This is a genomic window from Roseateles sp., assembly GCF_039595295.1.
Classification (GTDB): Bacteria; Pseudomonadota; Gammaproteobacteria; order Burkholderiales; family Burkholderiaceae_C; genus Roseateles.
In genome coordinates this window covers 38,826-58,150 of the sequence record NZ_JBCNLU010000030.1, presented here as the reverse complement: position 1 = coordinate 58,150, position 19,325 = coordinate 38,826, and the positions used below count along the sequence as shown (strand labels likewise).

Annotated in this window: 19 protein-coding genes; 4 read left to right on the top strand and 15 right to left on the bottom strand. The window is 69.7% G+C overall.

Annotation, left to right across the window (positions count from 1 at the left end):
* From ABDW59_RS18760 to ABDW59_RS18690, 15 genes are all read right to left on the bottom strand, one after another.
* Window positions 1-698 (bottom strand): MgtC/SapB family protein (locus tag ABDW59_RS18760; protein ID WP_343631910.1); only part of this gene is annotated, 698 nt, incomplete at its 3' end.
* A gap of 101 nt (window positions 699-799) precedes the next feature.
* Complete coding sequence (locus tag ABDW59_RS18755) at window positions 800-1,651, bottom strand: ATP-binding cassette domain-containing protein (protein WP_343631915.1); 852 nt, start codon at window positions 1,649-1,651, stop codon at window positions 800-802.
* Window positions 1,652-1,707: 56 nt separating this feature from the next.
* Window positions 1,708-2,505 carry an aliphatic sulfonate ABC transporter permease SsuC gene (gene ssuC, locus ABDW59_RS18750; RefSeq protein ID WP_343631908.1) on the bottom strand — a complete coding sequence of 266 codons (798 nt, stop codon included), beginning with the start codon at window positions 2,503-2,505 and terminating at the stop codon, window positions 1,708-1,710.
* A 1-nt stretch (window position 2,506) separates the two neighbouring features.
* The gene (ssuD, locus tag ABDW59_RS18745; RefSeq protein ID WP_343631906.1) at window positions 2,507-3,688 is read right to left on the bottom strand and encodes an FMNH2-dependent alkanesulfonate monooxygenase; all 1,182 of its coding nucleotides are present in this window, start codon (window positions 3,686-3,688) and stop codon (window positions 2,507-2,509) included.
* 72 nt (window positions 3,689-3,760) lie between these two features.
* On the bottom strand, window positions 3,761-4,732 hold the full coding sequence (locus ABDW59_RS18740; protein ID WP_343631904.1) for a sulfonate ABC transporter substrate-binding protein: 972 nt from the start codon (window positions 4,730-4,732) through the stop codon (window positions 3,761-3,763).
* Between the two features lie 82 nt (window positions 4,733-4,814).
* Window positions 4,815-5,423, bottom strand: coding sequence for an NADPH-dependent FMN reductase (ssuE, locus tag ABDW59_RS18735; protein ID WP_343631902.1), 609 nt, complete (start codon window positions 5,421-5,423; stop codon window positions 4,815-4,817).
* 282 nt (window positions 5,424-5,705) lie between these two features.
* The gene (locus tag ABDW59_RS18730) at window positions 5,706-6,440 is read right to left on the bottom strand and encodes an ABC transporter ATP-binding protein (protein ID WP_343631900.1); all 735 of its coding nucleotides are present in this window, start codon (window positions 6,438-6,440) and stop codon (window positions 5,706-5,708) included.
* Window positions 6,437-7,387 carry an ABC transporter permease gene (locus ABDW59_RS18725; protein ID WP_343631898.1) on the bottom strand — a complete coding sequence of 317 codons (951 nt, stop codon included), beginning with the start codon at window positions 7,385-7,387 and terminating at the stop codon, window positions 6,437-6,439. The genes ABDW59_RS18730 and ABDW59_RS18725 overlap by 4 nt, the downstream gene beginning before the upstream one ends.
* Before the next feature lie 10 nt (window positions 7,388-7,397).
* Entirely contained in the window at window positions 7,398-8,399 is a 1,002-nt protein-coding gene (locus ABDW59_RS18720) for an aliphatic sulfonate ABC transporter substrate-binding protein (RefSeq protein WP_343631896.1), read from the bottom strand.
* Window positions 8,396-9,913, bottom strand: coding sequence for an LLM class flavin-dependent oxidoreductase (locus tag ABDW59_RS18715; RefSeq protein ID WP_343631894.1), 1,518 nt, complete (start codon window positions 9,911-9,913; stop codon window positions 8,396-8,398). Before ABDW59_RS18715 ends, ABDW59_RS18720 begins: the two co-directional genes overlap by 4 nt.
* Window positions 9,910-10,722, bottom strand: a complete 813-nt coding sequence (locus ABDW59_RS18710; RefSeq protein WP_343631892.1) for a MetQ/NlpA family ABC transporter substrate-binding protein — start codon at window positions 10,720-10,722, stop codon at window positions 9,910-9,912. The genes ABDW59_RS18715 and ABDW59_RS18710 overlap by 4 nt, the downstream gene beginning before the upstream one ends.
* 39 nt (window positions 10,723-10,761) lie before the next feature.
* Complete coding sequence (locus ABDW59_RS18705) at window positions 10,762-11,436, bottom strand: methionine ABC transporter permease (RefSeq protein ID WP_343631890.1); 675 nt, start codon at window positions 11,434-11,436, stop codon at window positions 10,762-10,764.
* Window positions 11,429-12,313, bottom strand: a complete 885-nt coding sequence (locus ABDW59_RS18700) for a methionine ABC transporter ATP-binding protein (protein ID WP_343631888.1) — start codon at window positions 12,311-12,313, stop codon at window positions 11,429-11,431. Before ABDW59_RS18700 ends, ABDW59_RS18705 begins: the two co-directional genes overlap by 8 nt.
* Before the next feature lie 32 nt (window positions 12,314-12,345).
* Window positions 12,346-13,566, bottom strand: a complete 1,221-nt coding sequence (locus tag ABDW59_RS18695; protein WP_343631886.1) for an acyl-CoA dehydrogenase family protein — start codon at window positions 13,564-13,566, stop codon at window positions 12,346-12,348.
* Between the two features lie 166 nt (window positions 13,567-13,732).
* Window positions 13,733-13,945 (bottom strand): hypothetical protein, encoded by a 213-nt coding sequence (locus tag ABDW59_RS18690; protein WP_343631884.1) that lies wholly within the window; start codon window positions 13,943-13,945, stop codon window positions 13,733-13,735.
* A 319-nt stretch (window positions 13,946-14,264) separates the two neighbouring features.
* On the opposite strand from ABDW59_RS18690, the gene ABDW59_RS18685 reads away from it, so the two are divergent.
* The 4 genes from ABDW59_RS18685 to ABDW59_RS18670 all read left to right on the top strand — a co-directional run bounded on the left by ABDW59_RS18685 (window position 14,265) and on the right by ABDW59_RS18670 (window position 19,285).
* The gene (locus ABDW59_RS18685) at window positions 14,265-14,945 is read left to right on the top strand and encodes a response regulator transcription factor (protein ID WP_343631881.1); all 681 of its coding nucleotides are present in this window, start codon (window positions 14,265-14,267) and stop codon (window positions 14,943-14,945) included.
* A gap of 18 nt (window positions 14,946-14,963) precedes the next feature.
* Window positions 14,964-16,427, top strand: a complete 1,464-nt coding sequence (locus tag ABDW59_RS18680) for a sensor histidine kinase (RefSeq protein WP_343631879.1) — start codon at window positions 14,964-14,966, stop codon at window positions 16,425-16,427.
* 348 nt (window positions 16,428-16,775) lie between these two features.
* Complete coding sequence (locus tag ABDW59_RS18675; RefSeq protein ID WP_343631877.1) at window positions 16,776-17,960, top strand: carbohydrate porin; 1,185 nt, start codon at window positions 16,776-16,778, stop codon at window positions 17,958-17,960.
* A 71-nt stretch (window positions 17,961-18,031) separates the two neighbouring features.
* Complete coding sequence (locus tag ABDW59_RS18670) at window positions 18,032-19,285, top strand: ABC transporter substrate-binding protein (protein WP_343631875.1); 1,254 nt, start codon at window positions 18,032-18,034, stop codon at window positions 19,283-19,285.
* Window positions 19,286-19,325 lie beyond the last annotated feature (40 nt).

Genomic DNA, 19,325 nt, shown 5'->3' with positions numbered 1-19,325 from the left:
CCCTGCGTTTCCTTCACGCGCGCGGCCATCTCGACCACGGTGAAGTTGCTGTTGACCAGGCCGCCGAAGAAGGCCGACAGCTCCGAGCCCTTGGAGCCATACAGCTTCCACAGGATGTAGTTCACGAAGCCGATGCTGGCGATCAGGATCACGGTGACCCAGGCGGCGCGCGGCTCGATCAGGTTCCAGGGGCCGACCGTGCCGGCCGGCAGCGCGGGGTAGATCACGATGGCCAGGATCGCCAGCAGCAGCGCGGATCGGACCTCGCCCTCGGTCAAGCCCATGGACAGGCCGGAGAGCCGCTCCTTCCACGCCAGCAGCGCGGTGGTGCTGACCATCACCGCGGCGGGCGTCACCGTGTGGCCCAGCCCGCAGAGGATGCCCGCCATGCAGGTCACCAGCATGGCCGCCGAGGTCGTCAGCTCCGGGCCGTGGCCGCCGCGCATGGTGTGGACGTTGAGCGGGACTGCCAGGCCGGCGGTCATCAGCAGGCTCAGCAGCGCGTAGTGCTCGCCCAGCGAGCCGCCCAGCGCCCCGAGCAGCGCGATGAACCCGAAGGTCCGCAGGCCGGCCTCCTTGCCGCGCCGCTCGCGCTCCAGACCCAGCAGCAAGCCCAGGGACAGGGCCAGCGCGAGCCGGAGCAGGATCTGCAGGTACGGCCATTCGGCGTTCGGAAGCGCCGTGATCGTGGGTGTCATCGGGCCAGGGTAACTCGGGGCGGGATGGGACTCAAGCGGCCGAGACAGCCCTCCACCGAGCGCTCCGTCTCAGGGGCATGCCCTGGCACCGCGTTGAAGACCTACACCGCCCACCTCAACCGCTGCGCCGGCACCGCCACCGGCAAGCGATCGCGCTCGAACGGCTGCGCCGTCTCCTCGCACTGCGGCGTGCTCAGCACGCGGTCGAGCAACTGCTGCTCCAGCGCCGCGAACACCGCGTCGCGCCGCCTCGGGCGCGGCAGGTCGATGCGCAGATCCAGCGCCAGCCCGCCCTCCTCGATCAGCAGCACCCGGTCCGCCAGCGCGACCGCCTCGGCCACGTCGTGCGTGACCAGCAGCGCGGTGAAGCGATGCCGCGACCACACGCGCTCGATCAGACGCTGCATGTCGATGCGGGTCAACGCGTCCAGCGCCCCCAGCGGCTCGTCGAGCAGCAGCAGCTTGGGCGCATGCACCAGCGCGCGCGCCAAGGCGACGCGCTGACGTTGACCGCCCGACAAGCGCACCGGCCATTCGCCCGCGCGATCCGCCAGGCCGACCTGCGCGAGCGCCTCCAGCGCGCGATCCTTCGCGTCCTCGCCCTCCAGGCCGAGCGCGACGTTGTCGAGCACCCGCGCCCACGGCAGCAGCCGTGCATCCTGGAACATGAAGCGCGTGTCCGACGCCTCGCCCGCGGCCAGCGTCCCCGTGCTGGGCGCATCCAGCCCGGCGAGCAGCCGCAACAGCGTGCTCTTGCCGCAGCCGCTGCGTCCGATCACGGCGACGAACTCGCCCGGCGCCACGCTTAGATCCACGCCGCGCAAGACCTGGCGCTCGCCGAAGGACTTGCCCAGGTCGATCAACTCGACGCGCTGTCCACCGCCCTGCGAGGACAACGCCCCGCCCACCGCCTCGCGCCGCACGGACGCGAGTTCACGAGCGCCTCCCTGCAGCGCCGCGGGCTGGGAGTCCTGCCATTCCTGGAGGACGTCGATCTCGGTCACGCTCATCATGATTGGTACCCCGGATGCCAACGCAGCCAGGCGCGCTCCAGCGCCTGCGCCGCGACGTCGGCCAGCTTGCCCAGCAGCGCGTAGATCAGAATGCCCACCAGCACCACGTCCGTCTGAAGGAACTCGCGCGCGTTCATCGTCATGTAGCCGATGCCGCTCTGCGCCGAGATGGTCTCGGCCACGATCAGCAGCACCCACATCAGCCCCAGCGAGAAGCGCAGCCCCACCAGGATGGACGCCGTCGCCCCCGGCAGGATCACCCGCCGGTACAGCGCCCAGCCGCTCAGGCCGTAGGAACGTGCCATCTCGATGAGGTCGCGATCCACGCCGCGGATACCGTGGAAGGTGTTCAGGTAGACGGGGAAGAACACGCCCAGCGCGACCAGGAAGAGCTTGGCGGTCTCGTCGATCCCGAACCACAGGATGACCAGCGGGATCAGCGCCAGCGGCGGGATGTTGCGCAGCATCTGCAGCGTCGTGTCCAAGGCCGTCTCGGCCCAGCGCTGCGAGCCGGTCAGCAGTCCCAGCAGCAAGCCCGCGCCGCCGCCGACCGCGAAGCCGATGAAGGCTCGTCCGGTGCTGACCGCCAGATGCCGCCAGAGCTCGCCGGACATCGCCAGCTCCCAGGCCGCGCTGGCCACCGCCGACGGCGCGGGCAGCACCCGCGTCGACAACCAGCCCGCCTGCGCGCTGACCTGCCAGATCACCAGCACCGCCAGCGGCACCAGCCAGGGCGCGATCGGCTTGAGCGCGGCGGACAGGGCCCCGCGCGACGGGACGGCGGGCGCGCTCATCTCAGCTCGCCGCCGCCAGCTTGGGCGTGCCCGGCACGTAGCTGTTGGCGACGATCTCCCCGAACGGCCCGGTCAGCTTGGGCGAGGCCAGCTTCTCCCGCACGTCCAGCGGCAGCAGCGGGAACACCAGCTCCGCGAAGCGGTAGGCCTCTTCCAGATGCGGATAGCCGCTCAGCACGAAGTAGTTCAAGCCCAGCGCCGCGTACGCCTTGATGCGGTCAGCCACCTGCTGCGGATTGCCCACCAGCGCCGTGCCCGCGCCGCCCCGCACCAGACCCACGCCGGCCCACAGGTTGGGCGCGATCTCCAGCCCCGCGCGGATGTCCTTGGGATCGAAGCGGCCGCCGTGCAGCTCGGCCATGCGGCGCTGTCCGACCGAATCCATCGCGGCAAATTTCGATTGCGCCGCCGCCACCACGTCCGCGTCCAGGTGCTTGACCAGATCGCCCGCGGCGGCCCAGGCCTCCTCCTCGGTTTCCCGCACGATGACGTGCAGGCGGATGCCGTACTCCAGCGTGCGGCCGCGCGCCTCGGCCAGCGCCTTCACCTCGCCGATCTTCTCGGCCACGGCGGCGGGCGCCTCGCCCCAGGTCAGGTAAGTGTCGACCTGCTCGGCCGCCAGCTCATGCGCCGGGCCCGAGCTGCCGCCGAAGAACACCGGCGGATACGGACGATTCACCGGCGGGTACAGCAGCTTCGCGCCCTTCACCTTCAGCTGCTCGCCGTCGAAGTCGATGTCCTCGCCGTCGTGGCTCGCGGACAGCACCTCGCGCCAGATGCGCAGGAACTCGGCGGACAGCGCGTAGCGCTCGGCATGCGGCAGGAACAAGCCGTCGCCCGCCAGTTCATCGGGGTCTCCGCCGGTCACCAGGTTCACCAGCAGCCGCCCGCCGGAGAGCCGATCCAGCGTCGCCGCCATGCGTGCCGACTGCACCGGCTGCACCAGGCCCGGACGCAGCGCGACCAGGAACTTGAGGCGGCGCGTGGCCTCGATCAGGCTGGCCGCGACGATCCAGCTGTCCTCGCAGCTGCGGCCGGTGGGCAGCAGCACGCCCTCGTAGCCGAGGCTGTCGGCGGCGATGGCGACTTGGCGGTAATAGTCGAAGTCGGCCACGCGCGCGCCCTTGGAGGTGCCGAGGTAGCGCGAATCGCCGTGCGTGGGGATGAACCAGAGGATCTTCATGGAAGGACCTTGAGGGGGGTGGTCGATGGAACGTTGTCGATGGAACGGGGTCGCTATCGGTGCGCGGGACGATTACTTCGTCGCGGTGCGCAAGGCCGTGGGCAGCGCATCGGCGATGCGGATGGGCTTGGGGATCAGCTTGAGCGCGTGGAAGGTGTCGGCGATCTTTTGCTGCTCGGCCGCGACGGCCGACGTGATGGGTTGGATCCCGTAGGAGAAGCGATTCGCCGCGAGCTCTGTCGTCGCCAGATCCAGGCCGATCTGCGGCGCCAGCAGCTCGGCCACGGCGCGGCCGTTGGACACGGCCCAGCGGTCCAGCTTGCCCAACTCTTCGATCACGGCCTGCACCACTTGCGGATGCTTGTCCGCGTAGCCGCGCGCGGCCAGATAGAACTGCAGATTCGAGACCACGCCGGTGCCGTCGGCGATCACGCGCGCGCCCAGCTGGCGCTCGGCCGCCGCGAGGAAGGGATCCCAGATCACCCATGCGTCGACCGACTTGCGCTCGAAGGCGGCGCGGGCGTCGGCCGGCGGGAGGTAGACGACCTGGATGTCCGTGTACTTCAGGCCCTGCTTCTCCAGCAGCTTGACCAGCAGGTAATGGACGTTGGAGCCCTTGTTCAGCGCGACCTTCTTGCCGCGCAGCTCGGCTAGCGAGCGTATCGGCGAGTCCTTCTGGACGATCAGCGCCTCGGCGGTGGGCGCGGGCGGCTGGTTGGCCAGGTAGACGAGGTCCGCGCCGGCGGCCTGCGCGAAGATGGGCGGCGCCTCGCCCACGGTGCCGAAGTCGACGGAGCCGACGTTCAATCCCTCGAGCAGCTGCGGGCCGGCGGGGAACTCGATCCACCTCACCGTCACGCCCTGCGGGTTCAGGCGTTTCTCCAGGTCGCCCTTGGCCTTGAGCACGGTCAGCGTGCCGTACTTCTGGAAGCCGATGCGGATCTCCGCGGGATTGGCCTGCGCGCGAGCCAGGCCCGTCAGGCCCAGGGTCGTGGAGGCGGCGGCGAGCGCCAGGACGTGGCGGCGATGAAGGGCGATGCTCATGACGTGGGCGTTGGTTGGGGCAGACGGCCGCGAGGGCCGGGAGCGGCGCGGTGTCATCCGCGTCGGGATCGGAGAGATCGGGTCAGAGGACCAGCGCGGGCGGCGTCACGGGCGACGTCACGGGCGACGTCACGGGCGACGTCACGGGCGACGTCACGGGCGTCGATCGCGGGTTGCGGTCGAGCACCTGCGCGGCGCCGGTGGAGAGGCGGCGGAGGATGTCGTCGGCGACCTGGTAATCGCCGGCGGGGTTCTTGGCGATGTGAGCGTCGGCGGCATAGACGCCGTCGATGTGGGAGCGCGCGCCCAGCGCGGAGAGCACGGGCAGCAGGCCGTAGTCGAGCGCCAGAAGATGGGCGAGGCTGCCGCCGGTGGCGAGCGTCCAGATCGACTTGCCGGCCAGGCCATCCTGCGGCAGCAGGTCCAGGAAGATCTTGAGCAGGCCGCTGTAGGCTGCCTTGTAGATCGGTGTGGCGATGACGACGGTCTGGGCCTCGGCGACGGCGCCCAGGGCGGCGCGCAGCGTGGCGTCGTCGAAGTCCGCGTGCAGCAGCGGCTGCGCGGGGAGATCGCGGAGCTTGAGGGTGCGAGTCGGGAGGCCGTGGTGGTGGAGGCGTTCCGCCGCGGCGCCTAAGAGCGCGCCAGAGCGCGAGTGGAGACTGGGGCTGGCGGCGATGAGCAGGACGGACATGACGGTCGGGGATGAAGCAGCGATCGGGTCATTCTGCGAAGCGACCGTCATTCCCTGAACGAAGCAGAACGTCGATGGATAGGAGGAAAACGGGTAAACGGCGGGGAGGCTCGCTGTATGCCATCGCCCTCACCCCAACCCCTCTCCCGCAAGCGGGCGAGGGGCAAAGAAACGGGCGTGGGACCATGCAAGCGGGCGGGGGGCCAAGAGAGCCCCTCTCCCATGAAGTGGGAGAGGGGTTGGGGGGAGGGCTGTCGCACACCAGAGCCTCATACCCTCCCATCACCCCGCCCGCTCCAGCTCCCTCAACACCTGCCCCCTCAACGCCGCCACCTCCGCGCTCCCACGCCCGCGCGGGTGATGCAGCGTCACATCAATCTCCCTGACGATCCTCCCCGGCGCCGCCCCCAACACCAGCACACGATCCGCCAACAGCACCGCCTCCTCGATGTCATGCGTCACCAGCAGCAGACTCGTCCCATGCGCCCGCGCCAGATCGCGCACCAGATCCTGCAACCTCATCCGGGTGAACGCATCCAACGCCGAGAACGGCTCATCCAGCAGCAGCACCCGAGGCCGCGTATACAGCGCCCGAGCAATCGCCGCCCGCTGCGCCTGCCCGCCGGAGAGCTGCCTCGGCAGCGCCTCCCCCAGCCCGCCCAATCCCACCTGGTCAAGCAGCGTCCTCACCCACGCCTCGTCGTGCCCCTGCCCCAGATCGAAACCCACGTTCTCCGCCACCGTCAGCCAGGGAAACAGCCTCGGCTCCTGGAACACCACGCCGATCTCCCGATCCGGTCCCTGCCGCGGCCGCCCGTTCAACCGGACCTCCCCGCTGAACTCCGGATCCAAACCGGCCACGATGCGCAGCAAGGTGCTCTTCCCGCAGCCGCTCGCCCCGACCAGCCCGAGCACCTCGCCCGCCGCGAGCTCGAAGCCCACCTCGGACAGCACCGGCGTCTTCCCGTTCGCTCCGGCGAATCGCTTCGCCCTCACCTGCACGTCCAGCAGCGTCATGTCGCTCCTCCAAAACTGTCGCGCCACCGCAGCGCGCGGCGCTCGATCGCGGCCATCGCCCCGTCGCTGAGCTTGCCCAGCACCGCCAGCAGCACGATCGCCGCCAGCACCAGATCGGCCCGCCCGGTCTCCCGACCATCGGTCAGCAGATAGCCCAGCCCGCGACTCGCCGCGATCAGCTCCGCCGCGACCATGAACATCCACGCCAGGCTGAGCCCGTTGCGCAGCCCCGTCAGCACCGACGGCAAGGCCGCGGGCAACAACACACGTCGCGCCAGCGCCACCGGCCCCAGCCCGCGGAGCCGGGCAACCTCGACCAGCTTGCGATCCACGTCGCGGAAGCCCGAGGCCACGCCCATGTAGACCGGGAAGAAGGCCCCGATGGCGATCAGCGCGACCTTGGACGCCTCGTCGATGCCCAGCCATAGCAGCAGCAAGGGCACCCAGGCGAGCGATGGAATCGCCCGCAGCGCCTGGAAGCTCGGCGTCAGCAGCGCGGCGGCGAAGCCGGACAGACCCACCAGCGCGCCCAACAGCACCGCCAGTCCGGCGCCGAGCGCGAACCCGCCCGCCACGCGCAGGCTGCTTGCCAGCACGTGCTGGGACAGCTGCCCCTCGCGCAGCATCTGCAACAGCGCCTCGAAGACGTCGCTGGGCGCGGGAAGCAGGTGCGGTGCGATCCAGCCGAGGCGCACTGCCACCTCCGCAAGCGCCAGCGCGAGCACCGGCGGCAAGGTGCCCAGCAGCCAGGCGGGCCAGCGCGTGGGCGCGAAGCGGGCTCTCCTCGCGGCGGATGTGAACGAGGAGGCCGGCACGCCAAGGTCCGCGCTCGCAGCGCTCGCGATCGACGCCCTGCCCGCCGCCCTCGCCGCTCTCGCCGGCTGCTCCGGCATCATCGGCCCCAGCGACGCCACGGCCCGCGCGATCAGATCGGGATCGGCGCTCATTGCCCTCGCCTCAGACCTTGACCAGCCCGGCCGCGAAGCGCGTGTCGACCAGCTCCGCGATCGTGCGATTCAGATCCACGCCCGGCCGCACCAGCTGCTCCGCGCTCAGGATGGGCGACGCCGCCTGCAAGGCCTTGACGTGCTCCTGCGTCGGCAGCGGATGCGAGAAGTCGCTGCGCAGCTTCACCTGCAGCAGCGCCACCGGCAGGCTGACCTTGGCCTCCTCCGACAGGATCTTGGCCGCGTCCGACGGATTCGCGATCGTCCACGCGCGCGCCCGCTCATAGGTCGCGATCGTGCGCCGCACCACCTGCGGGTATTTGCTCAGGAACTCCTCGCGCACATTGAGGAAGCCGTAGGTATTGAAGCCCACGTTGCGATAGAGCAGCTTGGATCCGGCGTCGAGCTCGCTCGCCGCCATCAGCGGATCCAGCCCGGCCCAGGCGTCGACACGGCCCTGCTCCAGCGCCGCACGGCCATCGGCGTGCTGCAGGGCGACGTGCTCGATGTCGGTCCGCTTCAGGCCCACGGTGTGCAGCGCGCGCAGCAGGAAGAGATAGGGATCGGTGCCCTTGGTCGCCGCCACCTTGCGGCCCTTGAGATCCGCCAGCGATCGGATGCCCGAATCACTGCGCACCACCAGCGCGGTCCATTCCGGCCTGGAGAAGATGTAGGGCGCGCGAATGGGATTGCCGTTGGCGCGGGCCAGCAGCGCGGCCAGACCGGCGGTGGAGCCGATGTCGATGCTGCCGGCGTTGAGGTACTCCAGCGCGCGGTTGCTGCCGGCGCTCAGCACCCAGCGCACGCCGATGCCGTCCTTGGCCAGGTCTTCCTCCAGCCAGCCGAAGCGGCGCAGCACCAGGCTGGTCGGCGAGTAGTAGGCGTAGTCCAGCCGCAGCTCCTTGGGCGCACCAGCGCCCTGCGCGCGGGCGGGTCCCGCGGCAAGCCCGGCGGCCAGGCTCAGTCCGAGGGCGAGCGCCTCGCGGCGGGTCGGGGAAGTCTCACGGGTCATGCGACGGGCTCCGTCAAGGGAATGTTCAGGGAAGGCAAGGCGGCGTGGTCGGACGCCAGGGAATCGGAAGGGACGGACACGCCGCCGGTCGATGCATCGGGCGCCCCGAGCTCATCCAGTCGCACCGAACGGGCCGCGTGATTCCCGGGCAATCGGTCGCCGCGTTGGAACAGTCGCGCCCGCAAGGTCCGCGGATTCGCGTCGTCATCGGCACCCTGCCCGACTTCGGGCCGATAGCGCCCGCGCCGGCGCAACTCCGGCACAACCAGGTCCACGACATCGCGGAAGGTCTCGTGCGCGAGGGCGTACGCCAGGTTGAAGCCATCCAGCCCGGTCGCGTCCTGCCACGCGATCAGCTGATCGGCGATCTCCGCCGGATCGCCGACGAAGACCGGTCCGCGCCCGCCCAGCCCGATGAACTCGGCGGCCTCCCGCACCGTCCAGCGCCGCGTCGGATCCGCGCTGCTGAACGAGGCCAGCGCCGTGCGGCCCGCCTGCGTGTCGAGGTAGTCGATGGTCGCGTCCGGCGGATAGCGGCTGAAGTCCACGCCGGTCCAACCGGACAGCAAGGTCAACGTCGCCTCCACGTCGATGTGGCGCTTCAGATCCTCGTGCTTGGCCTGCGCTTCGGCGCTCGTGGGCGCCGTGATGATCAGCGCCTGACCGTAGATCAGCAGATCGGCCTCGGAGCGGCCGGCCTCGCGCGCCGCCTGGCGCAGTCCGTCGACATAGCCCTTCACCACCGCTACGCTGGGCCCGCTGACGAAGACGCACTCCGCATGCCGGCCCGCGAAGGCGCGGCCGCGGCTGGAGGTCCCGGCCTGGAACAGCACCGGCGTGCGCTGCGGCGAGGGCTCGCACAAGTGGATGCCGGGCACGCGGTAATGCTCGCCGCGATGCCCGATGGCATGCACCTTCGCCGGATCGACGAAGACCCGCGCCTGCTTGTCGCGCCGCACCGCGCCGTCCTCCCAGCTCAGCTCCCAGAGCTTGTAGACGACGTCCAGGTACTCGTCCGCCAAGTCGTAGCGCTCGTCGTGCGCGCGCTGCTGCGACTGCCCGAGGTTGCGCGCCGCGCTGTCCAGGTAGCCGGTGACGATGTTCCAACCGATGCGGCCGTGCGTCAGGTGGTCCAGCGTCGACATGCGTCGCGCGAAGCTGTAGGGCTGCTCATAGGTCAGCGCGCAGGTGACGCCGAAGCCCAGGTGCTTCGTGGCTGCCGCCATCAGCGGCACGACCAGCAGCGGATCGTTGAGCGGCACCTGCGTCGCGTGGCGCAACGCCGCGTCCGGCGATCCGCCGTGCACGTCGTACACGCCCAGCACGTCGGCCAGGAACACGCTGTCGAAGCCGCCCCGCTCCAGCAGCCGCGCCAGCTCGACCCAGTAATCCGGATCGGTGTAGCGATGCGACTCGTCGCGCGGATGCGTCCACAGGCCGGGCGACTGATGCCCCACCGTGTTCATCGCGAAGGCGTTCAAGCGCACGGGACGCGGCCCGCCCGCGCCGCTCATTGCAGGAAGGCCGGCCGCGCGTAGCCGGGGAATTTCTGGTCCAGCACCGTCTTGAACTCCGGCGCGTGGAAGGCCTCCACCAGCGCCTTGGACCAGGGCTGCGCCTTGTCCTTGGACTTCACCGCCACGACCAGCATGTAGTGATCGGGCGTCTTCTCCAGCAGCAACGCGTCGGTCAGCTTGAGCCCGCTGGAGATGGCGAAGTTGCCGTTGACGATGGCGTACTCGGCGTCGTCCAGCGTGCGCGGGATCTGCGCCGCCTCAATGGGCTGCAGCTTCAGCTTGAGCGGATTGGCGGCCACGTCCTTCTCGGTCACCCGGATCGGATCCGCGCCCGGCTTGAGCGTGATCAGCTTCTGCTCGGCCAGCAACGCCAGGCCGTGCGCCAGATTCGCCGGATCGTTGGCCAGCGTGATGCGGTCGCCGGGTTGCACCTCGGCCAGGCTCTTGCGCTTCTTCGAGTAGATCCCGAACGGCGCCATCGGCCCCTGCACCACGTCCACGATGTCCAGCCCGCGGTCCTCGCGGAAGCGGTTCAGATAAATGATGTGCTGGAAGAAGTTGGCGTCCAGCGCGCCCTGCGCCAGCGCGATGTTGGGCTGCACGTAGTCGTTGAACTCGACCAGCTTGACCTTGTAGCCGCGCTTCTCCAGCAGCGGCTTGATGCCGAGCTTCAGCACCTCGATGTTGGAGCCGGCGGTGGCGCCGATGGTGAGCTCCTTTTTCTCCTGCGCGAGCGTGGGAACGGACAGCGAGGCAGCGGCCAGCGTCAGGGCCAAGGTCAGCATCGTGCGGCGGTCAATGGTCATCGGAGAGTCCCTCGGGGGTTGGATGAATGGGTCATGGGTTCAGCGCTTGTCCAGCCGCCGCGCGACGCGGTTGCCGGTGAACTGGATCAGCTGCACCAGCGCGACCAGGACGGCCACCGTCAGCACCATCACGTCGGTCTGGAAGCGGTAATAGCCGTAGCGGATCGCCAGGTCGCCGATGCCGCCGCCGCCCACCACGCCGGCCACCGCCGAGTAGGACAGGAAGCTGATCGACAGCACGGTCAGCGCGCTCACGAGTCCGGCGCGGGCCTCGCGCACCAGCACGCGCCAGACGATCTGGAGTTCCGACGCGCCCATCGCGTGGGCGGCCTCGATGACGCCGCGCGGCACCTCGCGCAGGCACTGCTCCACCAGGCGCGCGAAGTACGGGATCGCGGCGAAGGACAGCGGCACTGCCGCGGCCAGCGGACCGATCGAGGTGCCGGCCACCACGCGGGTCACCGGCACCAGCGCCACCAGCAAGATGATGAATGGGAAGCTGCGCACGGTGTTCACCACCGCGCTGAGCAGTCGGTGCAGCACGCTCGCGCCGCGATGGCCGGACAGCGACTGGCCCGGGCTCAGCAGGAAGAGCAGCACGCCCAGCGGCCCGCCGATCAGCACCGCGGCGCTCAACCCGATGGCCAGCATCAGCGCGGTCTGGCCGAGCGCGATCCAGAGCTCGGGCAACAGCTCGATCAGGGCGTCAGACATTCACGGCCTCCCGGAAAGCGCTGGTACTCGAGTCGATGCCGCGCCCCTGGCCGAGCTGCGCTGACGTCGCCGCGTCGGCTGAATCGGTCCCGCGCGCATTCAGCGTGGCGACATGGGCAGCCTGACGTTGCAGCCGGACCAGCTCCTGCCCCAGCGCAGAGCTCGCATGGCGCGCCGCATCGGCGACGTCGAACTGCTCGACGATGCGGCCGTCCGCGATCACCGCCGCGCGCCGGCACAGGGTCTGCACCACGTCCAGCTCGTGGGTGACGATCACGAGCGTCACGCCCAGTCGCGCGTTCACGTCGGCCAGCGTCGCGAGCAGCTCGCGCGTGGTCTCGGCGTCCAGCGCCGAGGTCGGCTCGTCGCAGAGCAGCACATCGGGCTGCGGCGCCAGCGCCCGCGCGATCGCGACGCGCTGCTTCTGGCCGCCGCTGAGCTGCGCCGGATAGTGATCGGCCTTGTCGGCCAGTCCGACCAGCGCCAGGCATTCGGCGACGCGGTCGGCGATCTCGCGGCGGGAACGGCCCGCATGCAGCTCCAGCGGGAAAGCGACGTTCTGCGCCGCGGTAGCGTTCTGCAGCAGATTGAACTGCTGGAAGATCATCCCCAGCCGTTGGCGCTCGCGCCGCAGCTCGGCGGGCTTGAGCGCGGTGAGCGCGCGGCCGCCGAGGTGAACGCTGCCGGCGTCGGGCCGCTCCAGCAGATTGATCAGGCGCAGCAGCGTGGACTTGCCCGCGCCGCTCTTGCCGATCAGGCCGAGGATCTCGCCCGCTCGCACGGACAGGCTCACGTCGCGGACCGCGTCGAAGCGGGCGCCGTCGGGTAGCAGAAAGCTCTTGGAGACGCCGTCGAGGCGGATCAGCGGGTCGGTCATGGGGAAGGCTCCGCGGTCGGACGAGGGGGCGCTCAGGAGTAGCCGGTCGGCTCGGGGATCTGGCCGTCGAGCTGGAAGCGGCCGAGGTCGCGCAGCTTGTAATCCACCGGGTCGTGCAGCGTGTGGACGCGCGCGTTGCGCCAGAAGCGATCGAGGCCGAACTCGGCCGAGGTGCTGCGCGCGCCGGTCAGATCGAAGAGCTGGCTGCCGACTTCCACGCCCGCGCGGTGCGACAGCACCTTGGCCTCGGCGCCGGCGATGGCGACCTCGCCGCGTTCTTGGGCGGTCAGGGCCTCGCCGCGATCGAGCGCGGCCTTGAGCTTCACGACCGCGTCGGCGGTCACCGCCTGCGCGGCGCGCACCTTCAACCAGAGGTCGCCGTAGCGATGCTGGATCAGCGGATCGTCGACCGCGCGCGCCACGCCCGAAGCGGCCCAGGCGCGAGCGCGCGTCGCGGTGTAGCCGCGCGCGGCATCGAAGGCACCTTCGGCGATGCCCAGGTAGAGGTGGCTCATGATGAGCTGCGCGATCTGGGAGCGCAGGGTCGCGCGCGGCGTCGGGCCGACGCCGGGCACTTGCAGCAGCTCGTCGTTGTCCAGGCGCACATGGTCGAAACGGACGGTGCCGCTGTCGGTCTGGCGCTGGCCGAAGGCATCCCAGTCGGCTTCCACTCTCACGCCTTCGCGGCGCGTGGGCACGATGCCGATGAGGAAGCCGCCATCGTCGGTCGTCGCGGAGACCGTCAGGCGGTCGGAGCCCAGCGCGCCGGAGCAGAAGCTCTTCGCGCCGTCCAGGCGCCAGCCGCCGCTTTCGCGCACGGCGGTCAGGCGGGTGTCGGCGGGGTTCAGTGCATTGCCCCAGAACAGGCGCTGCTCGGCGGTCTCGCGCAGATGACGCGTGCCGTGGGCCGTCGCGGCGGGGCCGCCGTAGAGGGAGACGCCGTAGAGCTGCAGATGGTGGAAGGCGAACACGTGCGCGAGTGCGCTGTCCACGCGGGCCAGACGGCGCACGACGCCGTAGAACTCGGTGATGTCGCCGCCCAGGCCGCCGAGGGAGGCGGGGATGGTCAGGGCGAGCAGGCCGCTGGCGCGGATGAATTCGCGCTCGGCGGCGGCGTGGCCGCCTTCGCGGTCGCGGCGGATGGCGGTGGCGGCGAGTTGCTCGATGAGGCGGTCAAGACCTGGCCCCAGGGCGTCGGCAAGGGGCGTCGTGGGCGACGAGGCCGGGTGGGCCGGGGTGAGCAGGACGGACATGCGGTCAGGGGAAGACGTTGACCGGCGGATTCTGCGAATCGGCCGTCATTCCCTGAACGAAGCAGAACGTCGATGGATAGGTGGAAAACGGGTAACCGAGGTGGGCAACCGGTGCATCGCGGCTCACTCGCCCACGAAGTCGGAGAGGGCGGGGGAGAGGGCCTTCTCAACCCGCGATCCACGTGCAAGCGTTCTTCGCCGCCTGCGCATTGCTCTGAATCCCGACCTCCTGAGCCATCCCGCGCAGCAACTGCGCGCAGCGCTCGACATGCGCCCGATCCGGATGCCACGGCCCTGCCGCGCCCCCGCTGCTGTGCAGGTTCGCGCCCTTCGTATAGACGACGCGCCAGAGCGTCTGCTTGAGGTCGACGGCTTCCATGTGAGGCGGCCTGGTCGCGTTACCAACGCGATGGACAGGCGGTTGTGAGGGGCTGGTCGGGACAGGGCCGAATGTTCCGGGCGCGGTCGAGACGCGGCAAGCGACGAAGTCGCAAGACCGCGTAGGTCTTTGACGTACGCCGTCCTCGCAACCGGATCCCCTGTGCGAAATGTCTCGCCCCGGGCCGTGCCAGGCTCGCCGCGGGCACGCGTCCCGCCCCGCGACAGCGCATCCGGGCGGCCCGCAACCGCTCATGCCCAAGCCCGACTCGGGCTTGCCCCATGGGGGTGCGCCGCCCTGGCCTGTTAATCTGCCGTTCATGAATCTTTTGCTCGCCGAAGACGATGCGATCCTGGCCGACGCCCTGTGCGAACAGATGCGCGCCAGCGGCTTCACCGTGGAGCACGCGCCCAACGGCGCGGTCGCGCAGTACCTGCTCGCCAAGCAGTCCTTCGACGTGGTCGTGCTCGACCTTGGCCTGCCCATGGTCGACGGCCTGGAGGTCCTGCGCCAGCTGCGCCAGACCGACGACTCGCTGCCGGTGCTGATCCTGACCGCGCTGGACAGCCTGGAGGACCGCGTCGCCGGGCTCAACGCCGGCGCCGACGACTACCTCACCAAGCCCTTCGACTTCCCCGAGCTGGAAGCCCGTCTGCGCGCCCTGCTCCGCCGCAGCCGAGCGCACAAGGCCAGCACCGAGCTGGGCCAGCTCAGCATGCAGCGCGAGACCCGCAGCGCCCAAGTCCGTGGCGACATGCTGGAACTCAGCCCGCGAGAATTCGACCTGCTCGATCTGCTGCTCACCCACCAGGGCCGCGTGATCACGAAAGAGCAGATCAACCAGGCCTGGTCCGGCGGCGCCAGCGCGGCCGTCGACGGCGCGGGCAACAACGCGGTCGAGGTCTACATCCATCGACTGCGCCGCAAGCTCGAAGGCGCGCAGGTGGCGATCCGCACCGTGCGCGGCCTGGGCTATCTGCTGGAGCTCGAGCGCGTCTGAGGGCGCTCGCTCGCGGCCATGGGCCCCTCGTCCCGCTTCTCGCTCAAGCGCCAGCTGCTGCTGTGGTTGCTGCTGCCGCAGGTCGTGCTGTGGCTGGCGGGCGCGCTCTTCAGCTATCGCCTCGCGGGCCGCTACGCCAACGAGGCGGTCGACGCCACGCTGCTGCAGGCCACGCGCTCGCTTGCGCGACAGGTCAAGCCGATGGGCAACGGGCTGCTGATCGACTTCCCGCGCGCCGCGCAGGATGTGCTCGAGGCCGACCCCAGCGACAAGCTGCTCTACACGGTCAGCTCGCCGCCGGGGCAGTTCATCCTCGGCAACCGCAACCTGCCGAGTCCGCCCGCCCCGTCCGCCAGCCCGCCGCTGGGCGAGGCCCAGTTCTACGACGGCGAGCTCGACGGCCGCGACGGCGACGGCCAACCCAGCTCGCTGGTGCGGGTGGCCGCGCTCTATCTGCAGTTCGGCGAGAACCCCAAGGCGCAGCAGACCATGCTGGTTCAGGTGGCGCGCTCCAGCGCCAACCGCGAGCTGCTCGCGCGCCGGCTGCTGATCGACACGATGCTGCCGCTGTCGGTCCTCATCGTGCTGATGAGCATGATCGTCTGGGCCGGCGTGGGCGCAGGGCTCGCGCCGATCGCGCGGCTGCGGCGGCTGGTCGAAGGTCGCAAGCCCAACGACCTGCGGCCCATCGAGCTGGACGCCGCGCCGCAGGAACTGCGCTCGCTCGCGCAGGCGATCAACGATCTGCTCGACGCGGTGCGCCACAACGTCCAGGGCCAGCGTCGCTTCATCAGCGATGCCGCGCATCAGCTGCGCACGCCGCTGGCGGGTCTCAAGAGTCAGAGCGAGCTCGCGCTGGCCGAGGCGCCGCCCGGGCCGCTGACGATGCGGCTGGCGCGCGTGCAGGAAAGCGCAGCCCGCAGCGCGCATCTGGTGAACCAATTGCTGGCGCTGGCACGCACCGAGCCCGAATCGGTGACGCGGCAAACGCCGGTGCGGCTCGATCTGGGGAGGCTCGCGCGTGAGGTCACGGCCGAGCTGGTGCCGCGGGCGCTGCAGCAGGAGGTGGACCTGGGCTATGACGGACCCGATTGCGGCGACCGGGACGACGACCAGGCGCGCGATGCCCTGCCGGCCGAGTCGGTGGAGGTCACCGGCATCGCGCTGCTGCTGCGCGAGGCGCTGGTCAATCTGATCGACAACGCGATGCGCTATGCGGGTCGCGGGTCGAGCGTGACGGTGCAGGTGCGCCGTGCCGGGGCGGAGGTCGAGCTGATCGTCAGCGACAACGGCCCCGGCGTGCCCGAGGCCCTGCGGGAGCAGGTCTTCGAGCGCTTCTTCCGCGGCACGCAGGAGGGCAACGGCTGCGGGCTGGGGCTGGCGATCGTCAAGGAGATCGTCGAGCGGCATGGGGGGCGGATCGCGCTGTCGGATGCCGAGCCCACGGGGCTGCGCGTGACCTTGCGGTTGCCGGGGGCTTGAGGGCGGGAGCCCGAAGACCCTCTCCCCTGCCCTCTCCCGCAAGCGGGAGAGGGAGTTCCCAGCGCTCTATCGCAAACGAGAGGGCTCCGTCTTGCCCCCTCGCCCGCTTGCGGGAGAGGGCAGGGGAGAGGGTCTTCGCGCGCGAGCCATTCAAGCACCACCCCAGCCCATCCGCGCGCACACCGCCCGAAACATCCCCAAACAAGCTCATACGAAGGTAGTGGTAAGCACCAATATAGTTTCATTAATGAAAAATTAAAGTTCAGCCCGCATGCAAGAAAGATAAACGTCTGCTTAACGACGCACGCCCGGAGCTGCGTTTCGCGGACCCACAACGGAGACCTGAACATGACCCGCTTCCCGCTTTCGCGCGCGCCGCTGTCGATGGCTGCCGCCCTGCTCCTGGCCGCTGGATCCGCCCACGCCGTGGACTTCACCGGCTACTTCCGCGCCGGTCCCGGCGGCACCCAGCACGGTGAGAGCCGCGCCTGCTACGCCCTCAATGGCGGCACCAATGGCATGAAGTACCGCCTGGGCAACGAGTGCGACATCTACGGGGAGTTCCAGCTCGCCCAGGGCTTCAAGAAGGACGGCATCGACTACAAGGTCGTCCTGATGACGGACTACTGGAACCCGCATTCCGACGCCGACGACGCCAAGCACCTGCGCCTGGCCCAGATGTACACCGAGGCCAAGGGCTTCGACTTCGCCCCCGAGATGACCGTGTGGGCCGGCAAGGAACGCGGCCGCCGCGGCGACGTCCACATCGTCGACACCTACTTCACCGAAATGGCCGGCATCGGCGCCGGCTTCAAAGGCTTGAACGTCGGCCCGGGCAAGCTGGGCGTCGCCTACTACACCAACGACAAGGACACCAACCAGCGTCCCGGCCACCGCGGCAATTTCGAGTACATGGACGTCGCCACCGGCCAGGACGGCGCGCTGAACATCTTCGGCACGGTGACCAAGTCGCAATTCGCCGGCGGCACCAACGGCTGGGGACTGGCGCTGCGCCACAACCAGAACAAGCTGTTCGGCACCTCGCTGAACAACGTGATCTGGGTCCAGTACGCCCAGGGCTCGGCGGGCTTGAACTCCAACTTCGGCGACCAGACCGCCACCTCCGCGGCCAAGAAGTTCCGCGTGGTCGAGTCGGTCAATTTCCAGGAAGGCGCCTGGGGCGGCATGGGCATGCTGCTGTGGGCCAACGAGAAGGACAACGCCGGCAAGGCCACGGTGTCGACCTCGGTCGGTGGTCGCATCTCCTACGGCGTCACCCGCAACTTCAAGCTGCTCACCGAAGCCGGCGTCTCGCAGTACAAGCCCGACGGCGGCCAGACCGCGCGCCTGACCAAGGTCACCTTCGCGCCGACGCTCTCCACCGGCCCCGCCCTGATGGATCGACCCGAGTTCCGGCTCTACGTCACCCATGCCAAGTGGAACCGGGCCGCCAGCAACGTGACCGGCCAGCCGGGCTTCGAGAACGAGACCTCCGGCACCAGCTTCGGCGCCCAGGTCGAGGTGTGGTTCTGAACCGAGCGCCCTCGTCCGACATCCGATGACAAACTGATCCCTTTCTCCCCTCAGAACACGGAGACAACGACATGTTGAAGCTCAAGCATCTTTCGCGCGCCGCGGCGCTGTGCGCCCTGCTGGCCGCGAGCGCGGCCCACGCCGGTGACGTCGAAGTGCTGCACTGGTGGACCAGCGGCGGCGAGGCCAAGGCGGCCACCGCGCTCAAGGCCACGCTGCAGAAGCAAGGCCACACCTGGAAGGACTTCGCCGTCGCCGGCGGCGGCGGTGATTCCGCGATGACGGTGCTGAAGTCCCGCGTGGTGTCGGGCAACGCCCCGGCCGCCGCGCAGATCAAGGGCCCGTCGCTGCAGGAATGGGCGCAGGAAGGCGTGCTGACCAACATCGACGCGGTCGCCAAGGCCGGCAAGTGGGACGAGCTGATCCCGCCGGTGGTGGCCAACATCATGAAGTACCAGGGCCATTACATCGCCGTGCCGGTCAACGTGCACCGCGTCAACTGGATCTGGGCCAACCCCGAGGCGCTCAAGAAGGCCGGCACCAAGCTGCCGACCAACTGGGACGAGTTCTTCGTCGCGGCCGAGGCGCTGAAGAAGGCCGGCATCATCCCGGTCGCCCACGGCGGTCAGAACTGGCAGGACTTCACTACCTTCGAATCGGTGGCGCTGGGCGTGGGCGGACCGGAGTTCTACAAGAAGGCGCTGGTCCAGCTGGACCCGGCCACGCTGACCGGTCCGCAGATGGAGAAGGTGCTGACCACCTTCAAGCGCATCAAGGCCTACACCGACAAGAACGCCCCGGGCCGTGACTGGAACCTGGCCACCGCCATGGTGATCAAGGGCGAGGCCGGCATGCAGCTGATGGGCGACTGGGCCAAGGGCGAGTTCGTCGCCGCCGGCAAGGTCCCGGGCAAGGACTTCATCTGCGCCGCCGCCCCCGGCACGCAGAAGGCCTTCACCTTCAACATCGACTCCTTCGCGATGTTCAAGCTCAAGAACGCCGCCAACGAGAAGGCCCAGCAAGACCTGGCCACGGCCATCATGTCGCCCGACTTCCAGGAGCTGTTCAACCTGAACAAGGGCTCGATCCCGGTGCGCACCGGCATGAAGATGGACAAGTTCGACGATTGCGCCAAGCAGTCCGCCGCGGACTTCGCCGCCGATGCCAAGGCCGGCACGCTGGTGCCGTCGATCGCGCACGGCATGGCGGTGCCCGCCGCCGCCGAGGGCGCGATGAAGGACGTCGTCAGCCAGTTCTGGAACAGCGACAAGATGACGGTCAAGGATGCGCAGACGCGCCTGGCCGCCGCCGCCAAGTCGAAGTAAGGCACGCAGGACGGGGGCGCCACTAGCGGGCGCTCCGTCC

What these genes read in the sequence shown, in the direction of transcription:
- ssuE (WP_343631902.1), bottom strand. Translation starts at nt 5,423, where the DNA reads ATGTCCGTCCTGCTCATCGCCGCCAGCCCCAGTCTCCACTCGCGCTCT.
- ABDW59_RS18740 (WP_343631904.1), bottom strand. Translation starts at nt 4,732, where the DNA reads ATGAGCATCGCCCTTCATCGCCGCCACGTCCTGGCGCTCGCCGCCGCC.
- ABDW59_RS18730 (WP_343631900.1), bottom strand. Translation starts at nt 6,440, where the DNA reads ATGACGCTGCTGGACGTGCAGGTGAGGGCGAAGCGATTCGCCGGAGCG.
- ABDW59_RS18675 (WP_343631877.1), top strand. Translation starts at nt 16,776, where the DNA reads ATGACCCGCTTCCCGCTTTCGCGCGCGCCGCTGTCGATGGCTGCCGCC.
- ssuC (WP_343631908.1), bottom strand. Translation starts at nt 2,505, where the DNA reads ATGAGCGCGCCCGCCGTCCCGTCGCGCGGGGCCCTGTCCGCCGCGCTC.
- ABDW59_RS18695 (WP_343631886.1), bottom strand. Translation starts at nt 13,566, where the DNA reads ATGTCCGTCCTGCTCACCCCGGCCCACCCGGCCTCGTCGCCCACGACG.
- ABDW59_RS18690 (WP_343631884.1), bottom strand. Translation starts at nt 13,945, where the DNA reads ATGGAAGCCGTCGACCTCAAGCAGACGCTCTGGCGCGTCGTCTATACG.
- ABDW59_RS18700 (WP_343631888.1), bottom strand. Translation starts at nt 12,313, where the DNA reads ATGACCGACCCGCTGATCCGCCTCGACGGCGTCTCCAAGAGCTTTCTG.
- ABDW59_RS18715 (WP_343631894.1), bottom strand. Translation starts at nt 9,913, where the DNA reads ATGAGCGGCGCGGGCGGGCCGCGTCCCGTGCGCTTGAACGCCTTCGCG.
- ssuD (WP_343631906.1), bottom strand. Translation starts at nt 3,688, where the DNA reads ATGAAGATCCTCTGGTTCATCCCCACGCACGGCGATTCGCGCTACCTC.
- ABDW59_RS18710 (WP_343631892.1), bottom strand. Translation starts at nt 10,722, where the DNA reads ATGACCATTGACCGCCGCACGATGCTGACCTTGGCCCTGACGCTGGCC.
- ABDW59_RS18705 (WP_343631890.1), bottom strand. Translation starts at nt 11,436, where the DNA reads ATGTCTGACGCCCTGATCGAGCTGTTGCCCGAGCTCTGGATCGCGCTC.
- ABDW59_RS18670 (WP_343631875.1), top strand. Translation starts at nt 18,032, where the DNA reads ATGTTGAAGCTCAAGCATCTTTCGCGCGCCGCGGCGCTGTGCGCCCTG.
- ABDW59_RS18725 (WP_343631898.1), bottom strand. Translation starts at nt 7,387, where the DNA reads ATGAGCGCCGATCCCGATCTGATCGCGCGGGCCGTGGCGTCGCTGGGG.
- ABDW59_RS18680 (WP_343631879.1), top strand. Translation starts at nt 14,964, where the DNA reads ATGGGCCCCTCGTCCCGCTTCTCGCTCAAGCGCCAGCTGCTGCTGTGG.
- ABDW59_RS18685 (WP_343631881.1), top strand. Translation starts at nt 14,265, where the DNA reads ATGAATCTTTTGCTCGCCGAAGACGATGCGATCCTGGCCGACGCCCTG.
- ABDW59_RS18720 (WP_343631896.1), bottom strand. Translation starts at nt 8,399, where the DNA reads ATGACCCGTGAGACTTCCCCGACCCGCCGCGAGGCGCTCGCCCTCGGA.